The sequence below is a fragment of the Rahnella sp. 1L-D-7-B-C2 genome (assembly GCF_057290995.1).
This window is the reverse complement of the sequence record NZ_JBXAVQ010000013.1, coordinates 31,203-43,631: the sequence shown is the minus strand read 5'-3', so window position 1 is coordinate 43,631 and position 12,429 is coordinate 31,203. Positions and strand designations below refer to the sequence as shown.

The 12,429-nt window shown below is 54.8% G+C and carries 11 protein-coding genes; 8 read left to right on the top strand and 3 right to left on the bottom strand.

Going from position 1 to position 12,429, the window contains the following annotated elements:
* The first annotated feature begins 77 nt into the window (after positions 1-77).
* The 4 genes from AC0Z7K_RS18205 to glnB all read left to right on the top strand — a co-directional run bounded on the left by AC0Z7K_RS18205 (position 78) and on the right by glnB (position 4,121).
* Positions 78-1,517 carry a sensor histidine kinase gene (locus tag AC0Z7K_RS18205; RefSeq protein ID WP_485615410.1) on the top strand — a complete coding sequence of 480 codons (1,440 nt, stop codon included), beginning with the start codon at positions 78-80 and terminating at the stop codon, positions 1,515-1,517.
* Positions 1,518-1,545: 28 nt separating this feature from the next.
* Positions 1,546-2,292, top strand: coding sequence for a two-component system QseEF-associated lipoprotein QseG (gene qseG, locus AC0Z7K_RS18200; protein WP_485615408.1), 747 nt, complete (start codon positions 1,546-1,548; stop codon positions 2,290-2,292).
* The gene (glrR, locus tag AC0Z7K_RS18195; protein ID WP_485615407.1) at positions 2,289-3,626 is read left to right on the top strand and encodes a two-component system response regulator GlrR; all 1,338 of its coding nucleotides are present in this window, start codon (positions 2,289-2,291) and stop codon (positions 3,624-3,626) included. The genes qseG and glrR overlap by 4 nt, the downstream gene beginning before the upstream one ends.
* A gap of 156 nt (positions 3,627-3,782) precedes the next feature.
* Complete coding sequence (gene glnB / locus AC0Z7K_RS18190; protein ID WP_013574351.1) at positions 3,783-4,121, top strand: nitrogen regulatory protein P-II; 339 nt, start codon at positions 3,783-3,785, stop codon at positions 4,119-4,121.
* A 70-nt stretch (positions 4,122-4,191) separates the two neighbouring features.
* Here the strand turns inward: glnB and hmpA are convergent, their stop codons facing one another.
* Entirely contained in the window at positions 4,192-5,382 is a 1,191-nt protein-coding gene (gene hmpA / locus AC0Z7K_RS18185) for an NO-inducible flavohemoprotein (RefSeq protein ID WP_485615406.1), read from the bottom strand.
* 332 nt (positions 5,383-5,714) lie between these two features.
* Here hmpA and glyA point away from each other — a divergent pair, with 332 nt between their 5' ends.
* On the top strand, positions 5,715-6,968 hold the full coding sequence (gene glyA, locus AC0Z7K_RS18180) for a serine hydroxymethyltransferase (protein WP_413529114.1): 1,254 nt from the start codon (positions 5,715-5,717) through the stop codon (positions 6,966-6,968).
* A 162-nt stretch (positions 6,969-7,130) separates the two neighbouring features.
* Positions 7,131-8,291: a 3-phenylpropionate MFS transporter gene (locus AC0Z7K_RS18175; RefSeq protein WP_485615404.1), complete on the top strand. Its 1,161-nt coding sequence runs from the start codon at positions 7,131-7,133 to the stop codon at positions 8,289-8,291.
* Here the strand turns inward: AC0Z7K_RS18175 and csiE are convergent.
* Positions 8,288-9,583 carry a stationary phase inducible protein CsiE gene (csiE, locus tag AC0Z7K_RS18170; RefSeq protein ID WP_485615402.1) on the bottom strand — a complete coding sequence of 432 codons (1,296 nt, stop codon included), beginning with the start codon at positions 9,581-9,583 and terminating at the stop codon, positions 8,288-8,290. The genes AC0Z7K_RS18175 and csiE overlap by 4 nt on opposite strands.
* Before the next feature lie 229 nt (positions 9,584-9,812).
* On the opposite strand from csiE, the gene AC0Z7K_RS18165 reads away from it, so the two are divergent.
* Together AC0Z7K_RS18165 and AC0Z7K_RS18160 are read left to right on the top strand one after the other, a co-directional pair.
* Positions 9,813-10,436, top strand: coding sequence for a DUF1007 family protein (locus tag AC0Z7K_RS18165; RefSeq protein WP_485615457.1), 624 nt, complete (start codon positions 9,813-9,815; stop codon positions 10,434-10,436).
* Positions 10,427-11,446, top strand: a complete 1,020-nt coding sequence (locus AC0Z7K_RS18160; RefSeq protein WP_485615401.1) for a nickel/cobalt transporter — start codon at positions 10,427-10,429, stop codon at positions 11,444-11,446. Before AC0Z7K_RS18165 ends, AC0Z7K_RS18160 begins: the two co-directional genes overlap by 10 nt.
* A gap of 62 nt (positions 11,447-11,508) precedes the next feature.
* Here the strand turns inward: AC0Z7K_RS18160 and suhB are convergent, their stop codons facing one another.
* A complete protein-coding gene (gene suhB, locus AC0Z7K_RS18155) occupies positions 11,509-12,312 on the bottom strand; it encodes an inositol-1-monophosphatase (RefSeq protein ID WP_112164805.1) in 804 nt (267 codons plus the stop codon).
* Between the last annotated feature and the right edge of the window lie 117 nt (positions 12,313-12,429).

Here is a 12,429-nt window from a genome sequence, read left to right as displayed (position 1 = left end):
TCCTTAAAGACGATTCGCTGCGGCACTGGCTGTTCAAACCTTTGTCAGCTAGCATGACTTCATCTGTTGAAAATGAGATGAATGCGTTGAAAAGAGGACGTTTATTCCCCGGTTCTTTACGCCAGCTGGTATTGATGGCTTTCCTGTTAGTCCTGCTGCCATTGCTGGTGCTGGCTTATCAGGCCTATGACAGTCTCGACCAGCTCAGCCGTCAGGCTGCCCGGATTAACCGCACTACGCTAAGCGATGCCCGTCGCAGCGAAGCCATGTCCAGCATCGCGCTGGAAATGGAGCGCAGCTACCGTCAGTACTGTGTCCTAGACGATCCGACGCTTTCCCGCCTTTATCAAAATCAACGCAAACAATATTCGCAGTTACTGGATGCCCATTCTTCTGTGTTGCCGGATTTACGTTATTACCAGACGCTTCGCACGTTGCTGACCCAACTGACAACGCCGGTTTGCGACAACAACTCGCCGGATGACGATTCCTCAGCGCGGCTGGAGAATTTCTCGCGCACCAATGCTGAAATGGTACAGGCCACCCGCGAAGTGGTGTTTTCACGCGGTTTACAGTTGCAACGAGAAATTGCGGAGCGCGGCCAGTTCTTTGGTTGGCAGGCGCTGGTGTTATTCCTGCTCAGCGGCGCGCTGGTGGTGCTGTTTACCCGCATGATTATCGGTCCGGTGAAAGGGGTTGAACGTATGATCAACCGGCTGGGTGAGGGACGAAATTTGGGGGATGTTTCGCTTTTTAAAGGCCCGCGTGAAATCCGCTCGCTGGTGCAGCGTATTGTCTGGTTGAGTGAACGACTGGCGTGGCTGGAATCGCAGCGTCATGAATTCCTGCGCCATATCTCTCATGAGTTGAAAACCCCGCTCGCCAGTATGCGTGAAGGCACCGAACTGCTCGCCGATGAAGTCGCCGGACCGTTGACGCCGGATCAGAAAGAAGTGGTGGCGATCTTAAACAACAGCAGTCGCCATTTGCAGACGCTCATCGAACAGTTGCTCGATTACAACCGTAAACTGGCGGATGCGCCAACGCTCAGTGTGGCTGTCGATCTTAAAGCGCTGGTCACCGACGTGGTGGCAGCCAACAGTCTGCCTGCGCGCGCGAAGAAAATCCGCAGTGAAGTGATTATTGATGCGCCACAGTGTCTGGCCGAACCGACGCTGCTGCGGCGGGTGCTGGATAATCTCTATTCCAATGCGGTGCACTACGGGGCTGAATCCGGTACTATTTGGGTCCGCAGCCGGTATGGTGAAGAGCGGGTGATTATCGAGGTGGCGAACTCCGGAGCCCCGATCCCCGACGCCGAGCGCGCGATGATTTTTGAACCTTTTTATCAGGGTAGCCAGCAGAGAAAAGGGGCTGTAAAAGGCAGCGGTCTGGGGTTGAGCATTGCTCAGGACTGTATTCGTCGTATGCATGGAGAGCTGCAACTGGTTGCCGTTGAGGATGCGGACGTCTGTTTTCGTATCGAATTGCCCCTGACGGCTGAGAAGAAAAAATAATGACGATATTTGCTGGCGGGTGCGACCAATGAACGCATTCACCTTACTGACTAAATCTGTTCGCCGATTTTTGTCGATCGGTACCGCACTGGTACTGGCGGGCTGCGTGCAGCACACCGCCGACAACCGCTATTATCAGCAAGTTTCCAGTAGTGTTGTTCCTGAAAGCAAAGTGACTGATTTTCGTATTGCGCCCTGTGAGACCCTCTGGGCGTTGGACGATGACGACGCACTGACCAATTCACTCTACTGGTTGCGTGCGATGGATTGTGCCGATCGCTTGAGCGACGCGCAGGCGCGTTTTCAGGCGCAGCAGATCCCCGCCAGTAGCTGGGATCAGATTTTCAAGCAAAGCATTTTGTTAGCCAGTGCCGAACCTGATCTGCCGCAGCGCCGCGCCTTACTGAATAAAGTCAGTCAGAATCGCGGCCAGATGCCAGGATCGATCCGCCCGCTGGTACAGCTGTGGCGCGAACGTCAGAATTTGCAGGTGGTACTGGGGGATGAAAAAGCCCGCAATCTCCGCCAGCAGTCAGCAAATGAAGAAAAGCTTCAGGCGATGACTGCACAGCAGCAGACACTGGAAAATAGTCTGGCGGATACGCGTCGTAAGCTTGAAAACCTGACTGATATCGAACGTCAGCTCTCCTCGCGCAAACAAATTCAGGGTGATTTACCGGATAACGATCCCGCAACACCGGCGAAACCGGCTTCTGAATCCTCCGTAAAACCGGCTGAGACTTACACGCCGCCTAAGGATCCGAACGCAAAATGACGCTACGAAAAGCTGCCAGTTTATTGCTGGTCGATGACGATCCCAGCCTGTTAAAGCTGCTGGGCATGCGCCTGACCAGCGAGGGTTTCCGTGTCACCACCGCCGAAAGCGGTGCCGAAGCCCTGCGTGTGCTGCACCGTGAACGTATCGATCTGGTGCTGAGCGATTTGCGCATGGACGAAATGGACGGCATGGCACTGTTCGCGGAGATTCAAAAATTTCAGCCGGGTATGCCGGTGATCATTCTCACCGCGCACGGTTCGATCCCAGATGCGGTCGCCGCCACCCAGCAGGGCGTGTTCAGTTTCCTGACCAAGCCTGTCGATCGCGATGCGCTCTATAAAGCCATTGATGAGGCGCTGGCGCACTCCAGTCCGTCGGCGGATGAAAGCTGGCGGGAGGCAATTGTCACCCGCAGCCCGGTCATGCTGCGTCTGCTGGAACAGGCCAATATGGTCGCGCAGTCAGACGTGAGCGTGCTGATCAACGGCCAGAGCGGCACCGGAAAAGAAGTGCTGGCGCAGGCGATCCACGGTGCCAGCCCGCGCGGTAAGAAAGCGTTTATCGCCATCAACTGTGGTGCGCTGCCGGAACAGCTGCTGGAATCCGAGTTGTTCGGCCATGCCAAAGGCGCGTTTACCGGGGCGGTCAGCAGCCGGGAAGGGCTGTTTCAGGCGGCAACCGGCGGGACGTTATTTCTTGATGAAATTGGTGATATGCCGCTGTCATTACAGGTGAAATTGCTGCGCGTATTGCAGGAGCGCAAAGTGCGCCCGCTCGGCAGCAATCGTGATATTGATGTCGATGTCCGCATTATCTCTGCCACCCATCGTGATTTACCGAAAGCGATGGAGAAGGGCGAGTTTCGCGAAGATTTGTTTTACCGTCTGAATGTCGTCAGCCTGAAATTACCGACGCTCAGTGAAAGGGCGGAAGACATTCCGCTGCTCGCCAACCATTTGCTGCGCATCTCGGCGCAGCGGCACAAGCCGTTTGTGCGCAGTTTTTCCACCGATGCTCTGAGACGCCTGATGGCGGCCAGCTGGCCGGGGAACGTGCGTCAGTTGGTGAACGTGATCGAGCAATGTGTCGCGCTCACCTCTGCGCCGGTGATCAGTGAAGCGCTGGTTCAGCAGGCGCTTGAGGGGGAGAACACCGCATTGCCGACATTTGCCGATGCGCGTAATCAGTTCGAGCTGAATTATCTGCGTAAACTTTTACAGATCACCAAAGGTAACGTCACACAGGCGGCGCGTATCGCCGGGCGTAACCGCACCGAGTTCTATAAATTGCTGTCGCGCCACGAACTGGAAGCGACCGATTTTAAAGAGTAAAGACTGTAAAGAATATCAGCGCCATCGGGTACATCCCCGCCCCTGAACTATGATACCTTTAGCCCCTTCGTACGCCACGCGCCTGCGAAGCCAGATTGTGAACCATGCTGCCGCTCAGGAAGGCGGAGAGCAAACGAATGATAATAAGGGTCCGCCATGAAAAAGATCGATGCGATTATTAAGCCATTCAAACTCGACGACGTCCGTGAAGCACTGGCAGAAGTCGGGATTACCGGGATGACCGTCACCGAAGTGAAAGGTTTTGGCCGTCAGAAAGGTCACACCGAGCTGTACCGTGGTGCTGAATACATGGTCGATTTCCTGCCAAAAGTGAAAATCGAAATTGTGGTGGCGGATGACATCGTGGATACCTGCGTGGAAACCATCATGACTACCGCGCAGACCGGTAAAATCGGCGACGGTAAAATCTTCGTGTTTGACGTGGCGCGTGTGGTACGTATCCGTACCGGCGAGCAGGACGAAGAAGCGATCTGATCCGCCGTACGGAGCAGAAACGAAAAAGGCTGACATTGCGTCAGCCTTTTTGCTTTAAAGCCTTTCAGATTCAGATCACTTTGTGCGGGCCGAAACATTCATAGTGAATTCTGTCTTCGCTGATGTTCATCGCCAGCAACTGTTTCGCGGCGAATTGCATGAACCCGACCGGGCCGCACAGGTAAAAATGCATTGCCGGATCGGCCAGTTGCGCGCTGACTTTGCTTAAATCCATCAGTCCCCGATACTGGAAATCTTCGCCCGGGAGATCACTTTCCTGCGGCTGGTTATACCAGACGTGGTTTTCCAGCAGCGGCAGTCGCGCACCGGCACTTTTCACTTCACCGGCGAAAGCATGAACTGCGCCGTTTTCGGCAGCGTGCAGCCACTGGACAGAGGCGTTATGCCCGCGCAGCGCCAGTGTATTCAGCATTCCCAGCATCGGCGTCTGGCCGACACCGGCAGAAATCAGCGCGACCGGCGTGGTTTCGCCAATATCCATGAAGAAATCACCGTGCGGTGCGGCGAGGTGGATGATGTCACCAGGCTGAGCGTGGTTGTGCAGGAAGTTCGATACCGCGCCCTGATCTTCGCGTTTCACCGCGATACGATAGTTTTTTCTGTTTGGTGCCTGCGTCAGGGAATACTGACGAATTTCCTGATTCTCCAGCGAGGCGTCGCGGATATACACCGCCAGATATTGCCCCGGCTGGAAGTCAGCTACCGGCTGGCCATCGACCGGTTCGAGCAGGAAAGAGGTAATCAGACTGCTTTGCGGATGTTTCTCGGCGATACGGAATTCACGAGTGCCGCTCCATCCTCCGGTTTTCTCAGCGCTATCCTGATAGATTTCTGCTTCACGGTTGATGAACACGTTCGCCAGCACCCCGTAGGCTTTGCCCCACGCATCCAGCACTTCCTGACCCGGGCTGAACATTTCATCGAGCGTCGCCAGCAGATGTGTACCAACAATGTTGTACTGTTCCGGGCTGATAGTGAAACTGGTGTGCTTCTGCGCAATACGTTCTACCGCAGGCAGCAGTGCGGCGAGATTTTCGATGTTGGCGGCATAAGCGCAGATGGCGTCAAACAGCGCCTGACGCTGATCGCCATTGCGCTGATTGCTCATATTGAAGATGTCTTTCAGCTCAGGATTATGGGCGAACATACGATCATAGAAGTGCGTGGTGAGCTTCGGGCCGGTCGCGGCAAGCAAGGGAATTGTGGATTTAACGGTTGCGATAGTCTGGGCATCTAGCATAGTGAACTCCGTGTCATTTTGATTTAACTCTATAACATGCATTTTAAATGCATCTTATATAAACCCACAATTTCTGTAAACCCCCCTAAAGGAGTAGGTCTATTATCGGGTGAGGGATGGCTCACAAAGCTGAAATTTGTACATGATCATGTGAATAAAACTCCCTTGATTATGGACAGAGGTTCGCAGATCAAAGCCTTGCTGTATCTGGAGCCAATCGTTTGCCTAAAAACCTCAAACAGCCCCTATCCGAAGCCCGCTTAAACATTTACACTGTGGCGCAGAACCCGTGAGGGGCGTTTATTTTTAGTTTGTTGAGTCAGGAGATGCGGATGTTAAAGCGTGAAATGAACATTGCCGATTATGATGCTGAGCTGTGGGCAGCAATGGAAAAAGAAGTTGTTCGTCAGGAAGAACATATCGAGCTGATTGCGTCAGAAAACTACACCAGCCCGCGTGTTATGCAAGCTCAGGGCTCGCAGCTGACCAACAAATATGCCGAAGGTTACCCTGGCAAACGCTATTACGGCGGCTGTGAGTACGTCGATATCGTTGAACAACTGGCTATCGACCGTGCAAAAGAATTGTTCGGTGCTGATTTCGCTAACGTTCAGCCACACTCCGGCTCACAGGCGAACTTTGCGGTTTACACCGCACTGTTACAACCGGGCGACACCATTCTGGGGATGAACCTCGGTCACGGCGGTCACCTGACGCACGGCTCACCGGCAAACCTGTCCGGTAAACTGTACAACGTGGTGCCTTACGGTATCGACGAAAGTGGCGATATCGACTACGAAGATGTGAAACGTCAGGCCGAAGCGCACAAACCCAAAATGATCATCGGGGGCTTCTCCGCGTTCTCAGGTGTCGTTGACTGGGCCAAAATGCGTGAAATCGCTGACAGCGTTGGTGCCTATTTCTTCGTCGACATGGCACACGTTGCTGGTCTTATCGCCGCAGGCGTTTACCCTAATCCGCTTCCACACGCGCACATCGTCACCACAACCACACACAAAACGCTGGCTGGCCCACGCGGTGGTCTGATCCTGGCGAAAGGCGGCAGCGAAGAGTTCTATAAAAAACTGAACTCCGCCGTCTTCCCTGGTGGTCAGGGCGGCCCGCTGATGCACGTGATTGCCGGGAAAGCGGTAGCACTGAAAGAAGCGATGGAACCTGAATTCAAGGTCTACCAACAGCAGGTGGCGAAAAACGCACAGGCGATGGTTGCCGTGGTTCTGGAACGTGGTTACAAAGTGGTTTCCGGCGGTACGCACAACCACTTGTTCCTGATGGATCTGGTTGACAAAAACCTGACCGGTAAAGAAGCTGATGCCGCTCTGGGTCGCGCCAACATCACCGTGAACAAAAACAGCGTACCAAACGATCCGAAGAGCCCGTTTGTGACTTCTGGCGTACGCATCGGTACTCCGGCTGTGACCCGTCGCGGCTTCAAAGAAGCCGAAGTCCGTGAACTGGCTGGCTGGATCTGTGACGTGCTGGACAACGTGAACGATGAAGCAACTATCGAGCGCGTGAAAAACAAAGTTCTCGACATCTGTGCACGCTTCCCGGTTTACGCATAATATTGCGGTAACCGTCAGGTGCTAAAACCCGCTTCGGCGGGTTTTTTTATACGTATGAATCAGAATTTGTGAGCTGGCAGACATTCTTTTGTTATGGAGAGGTTTGCGGATTGCTAGCGATTGTGAGCTCTGTCAAAGTATTGGCCTCACACCGGAGGATCTATGGAATTGCGTTCCACACGCTGGCTGTCACTCAGTTATTTCACCTATTTTTTCAGTTACGGTATTTTTCTTCCCTTCTGGGGGTTATGGCTTAAAGGCGAGGGGATTTCTTCCGAAAATATCGGCCTGCTGCTCGGCGCAGGATTAGTCGCACGCTTCCTTGGCACGTTAATCATTTCTCCTTCCATCAAAGACCCCTCTCATTTGATAACCGGGCTGCGCATTCTGGCCTTGCTCACACTGGCTTTCGCCGTCGGCTTCTGGTTCGGCAACGGCTGGGCGTGGCTGATGATCAACATCGCCGGTTTCAGCCTGTTCTTCGGGCCGCTGGTGCCGCTGACCGACGCGCTGGCGGGCACGCTGCAACGTCAGATCAATATGGATTACGGCAAAGTGCGCGTCTGGGGCTCGATTGCGTTTGTGATTGGCTCGGCGCTGACCGGAAAACTGGTAGAAGTCTACGGCCATAACGCAATTTTATACACGCTGACCGCAGGCGTGGCGGCGATGCTGCTCGGGATGTTACTGCGTCCGAGCGTGAAGCCGGTGGGGGAGCCGCGCCAGAGCGGCGCGGCGACCATCACCTGGAAAGCGCTGCTGGGCGAAACGCCGGTCTGGCGATTCCTGCTATGCGTCACATTGTTGCAGGGGGCGCATGCAGCCTATTACGGCTTCAGCGCCATCTACTGGCAGGACGTCGGCTATTCTTCGACGACTATCGGCTATTTATGGTCGCTTGGCGTGGTGGCGGAAGTGCTGGTGTTTACCTTTAGCAAACAACTGTTCAGCCGCTGGTCGGCGCGCGATCTGCTGCTGCTGTCGGCGGTGTGCGGCGTGGTACGCTGGGGGCTGATGGGCGAATTTACCGCGCTGCCGTGGCTGATTGTGATTCAAATCCTGCACTGCGGCACGTTCACTGTCTGTCATCTGGCGGGAATGCGTTTTATTGCAGCACGGCCGCGCGATCAGGTGATTCGCTTACAGTCGGTGTATTCTGCACTGGCAATGGGCGGCGGGGTGGCGATTATGACGATGGTGTCCGGCTTCCTGTTTGAACACCTGCATGCCGGATTGTTCTGGGTGATGGCACTGCTGGCGGTGCCGGCGATTTTCCTGCGCCCTAAAGTCACGCCTTCCGCACCGGCCGCACCTGTCCGTTAAGGCGCTTCGAGCAGCGAGCGAATACGTTTTCGCTGCTCTTTCGCCAGCGGCAGCTGGGTGTGGATCACCAGCGGATCGGCGTCGGTGCTGCGGGTGGCGTAGGGGGTGACAATCATCGCCACGCCGCTCGGAGCACCGAATTTATAGAAATCAGCCAGCGTCTGATATTTGATGTTCAGCGGCAGCAGCGTTGCCTCACGGATTTGCTGCTCGACCGCCTCTTCCAGCGCCGGATTATCGTGCGTCAGTAACAGGATCTGCTTTTCCTGCAACGCATTACCCTGCATCAGCCAGGCACCAAACGTGATCGCGACCAGCCCGATTTCATCTTCAGAGAGCTGAATCAGATATTCCTGCTCAAACCCTTCCAGCGCTTCGCGGGTGGTTCGTACCAGACGCGGATACATCCGGTTCACTTCTTCCTGCATTAAATTGTCGATACCAATACCGAAATGACAGCGCTCGATGGCCGGGCCGAGATGGGCGAAAAGCTGGCCGACCAGACCTTCGTGACTGCTAAACTTCATGCCAGCGACATCCTGAAAGCGCGCCACCAGATTTTCGATTTGCAGCAGCAATCTCCGATCTTCAGTCGAGCCGGAACTCTGGTAGCTGTGCGTTTTCAGCATGCGTAGCATCAGCGTGAAAAACTCACACTCGCTGTCATCGAGCAGGCCGTGACTCAGGGTTTGCAACTGCGTAAACAGCGTTCGCGCCGCCGGATACTCCGCTTTTTCGCGCAGCCACCGACGCTGTTGTTCGGTGAACCGTAGGCCGCTGGACGGCGCGCTTTGCCATGCACCGTTCTGCCACAGACAATATTGCAAACAAATGCGTATCAGCTGGCAATCGTGCTCGCTCAGCCCTTTCGGCAACAGCGAGGCGCAATCTTCGATCATGATCCCCAGAATATCGGTGCGCAGTACCACCTTTGGGCAAGGCTGGCCTTCGAACGCAATATGTAACCAGGGCAGAAAATGACGCGGCACAAAATCTGGGGAAATCCGCAGGGTGCGGCGTAATCCCTGAAACAGACACAGGCGCTGGGCGAGGGTGTCACCCTGAATGCGGCACTCTTTTTCGCTGTATTGCAGCACGTCCAGCCGGTGTATCCGCTGGATCTCGCAGGTGACTTCCGCCAGATCGTCCCACGTCGTTTGCAGGTCAACCCGGTTGATTTCGCTGATAATCTCCAGTTGCACAGCCGTCAGCGGCGCGTACAGCATCAGCAACACGTGGCAGCGACGTTGCGAAGCGGAAAGCGCGGGAGCAGGTTGTGGATCCAGAGTCATATCACCTTCTGTAATGGTGTCACTTGAAATTATTAGTCAAGCATAGCAAACCGCCCGCCCGCGACAGGTCGCGGCCATCGGGTTTTACTCCGGCTTACAACTCAGATCACAGATATTTTTGACGACCGCTTAAATGCACAGCAAAATACTGTTACTAAGTAACAATTTAATGATGCTTTACAGGAGAGTGACGTTGCAAAAAACCAGGGACAGGCTCTCAGGACTCAGTATGCGCTGGCTGGCGCTGGCGCTTTTTTGCCTGCCGGGCACGGCGTCTGCGCACCCGCACAGCTTTATTGATATGCAGACTACGCTGGTCGCCGACGAGACTTCGTTAACCGGTCTGAAAATGGTCTGGACGATGGATGAAATCACCTCGGCAGATTTGTTGTATGACGCGCAAAATGCCAAAACCGGTTCAGATATCTGGAAGAAGCTGGCAGCAGAAGTGATGGCGCGCGTGCTCAGTCAGCATTATTTCACCAACTTTTATCGTGAGGGAAAACCGGTGAAATATCTGGACTTACCGAGTGAATATCAGCTTTCCCGAAAAGGCGATCAGGCGGTGCTCGAGTTTGTTCTCCCGCTCGCCCGACCTCAGCCACTGACCGGGAAACCGATGGAGTTTATGACGTTTGACCCGTCCTATTTTGTCGATATGACCTACAAAGATAAAACCGCGCTGCATTTGCCGCCGGCGCTGGAAAATCGCTGCACGCTGGTGCTGTTTACGCCAAAGCCAAATGCCTCGCTGCAAAGCTACGCGCTGTCGCTCGATAAAGCCGATGCGCCGCCGGAAAGCATGGATCTCGGTCAGCAGTTCGCTCAGAAGGTCACGCTGGAATGTCATTGATCTCAACGTCGTCGAAAACGATTTCCTGGCGCGATCTGTGGCCGCTGGCGGTCTTTCTGATTCTGCTGGCGGCAGGCGGTTTCCTGCTGATGCATTACTGGCCGCGCATATTGCTCAGCAGCATTATGTGGCAGCGGGATTTACATCAGGAACTGGCGGGGCTATTGCGCCAGGTAAAAGAAAATCCGATGCGGGCGGGTTTGACACTGGCGGGCTTTAGCCTGATTTACGGCGTTGTCCACGCCATCGGGCCGGGGCACGGAAAAATCGTCATCACCACCTATCTTGCCACCCATCCTTCCCGGCTGAAAAGTAGCCTGAAACTGACCTTCGCTTCGGCGATAGTGCAGGGACTGGTGGCGATATTGCTGGTCAGCGTGGTGCTCGGCGTGTTGCAACTCTCTTCCCGTCAACTGCATCAGAGTAGTTTCTGGATGGAGCAGGGGAGTTTCATTCTGGTGATCCTGCTCGGTCTTTTGCTGTGCTGGCGGTCGCTGAAAGGCGTTTATCACACGCTGAAAAGTCTGCGGCCAGTACCCGCGATGAAGATACGCCGTATTTCATCGCCGGGCGCGCTGCCGCATGTTCATGACGATCATTGTGGTTGCGGGCATCAGCATGTGCCGAGTGATAAACAGTTGCAGGCGGGTGGCGATCTGCGTACACAAATTGCGATCGTGCTGGCGATGGGGCTGCGGCCATGCTCAGGTGCGATCATGGTGCTGTTGTTTGCCAAGGTGATCGGCGTATACAGCTGGGGCGTGATTTCTGCTATCGCGATGGCCATCGGCACCTCGCTTACCGTTTCCCTGATTGGCGTGCTGGTATTTTACAGCCGGGCGCTGGCGGTGAAGCTGAGCGCCAGTCGGACGCCAGCGGTCTGGCAACGCATTACGTGGTCTCTGCTGGCACTGGGCGGAGGAGTTGTGCTGCTGGTGGCAGGCATCCTGCTTTACTGCGCGGGGGGCGGAGAGGCTTCATCGGGGCTGGGCGGCCCGTTCGGTCGCTAAAACCATAAAAAAACGGACGCCCGCAATGGACGTCCGTTTTTTTTAACTGATAAGCAGCGGAATTAACGCTTCAGCGCTTCGCTCAGTTCTTCACGCATGGTATTGAGAATACCTTTAACAACGCGCGGGTTACCGGCAACGATGTTGCCAGAAGAGTAATGGTTGTGGCCGCCAACGAAGTCAGTCACTACGCCGCCTGATTCACGTACCAGCAGCTCACCACCGGCGAAATCCCATGGTTTCAGGGCCACTTCGAAGAAACCGTCAACGCGACCCGCGGCGACATACGCCAGGTCCAGCGCAGCAGAACCGGTGCGACGGAAATCCGCACACTCGGTGAACAGCTTGCCGATCACATTGATGTAGCTTTTTGCGTGCTGTTTGGCTTTGAACGGGAAGCCGGTCGCCAGAATGGTGCCGTCGAGGTCTTTGGCGTTGGTGCCGCGCAGGCGATAGCCGTTCAGCTGTGCGCCCTGACCGCGGGTCGCGGTGAACAGTTCGTTACGCATTGGATCGTAAACTACCGCGACTTCAGTGCGGCCTTTGATGCGCACGGCGATAGATACAGCGAAATGTGGGAAGCGTTTAACGAAGTTGGTGGTGCCATCCAGCGGGTCGATAATCCATTGTACATCTTTGTCTTCGCCTTCCAGTTCGCCACACTCTTCACTGATGATGGTGTGTTTTGGATAGGACTTGCGAATGACGTCGATAATCATGTGCTCGGCTTCGCGGTCTACATTGGTAACAAAATCATTGGTACCTTTTTGAGTCGCTTCTACAGAATCTGGCGTTTCGTAATGTTTGGCAATCAGGTTACCGGCCTTGCGCGCAGCGCGCACGGCGATGGTGAGCATCGGATGCATGGATATCTTCCAACTAGGATGTTAAAGAACGGGAATACGGGAAACGGCGCGCAGTATAGCAGGGGTTCTGAAAATTAACTACCGTTGTGATAGGCTGTTGTGATTTTCCGCCACGCT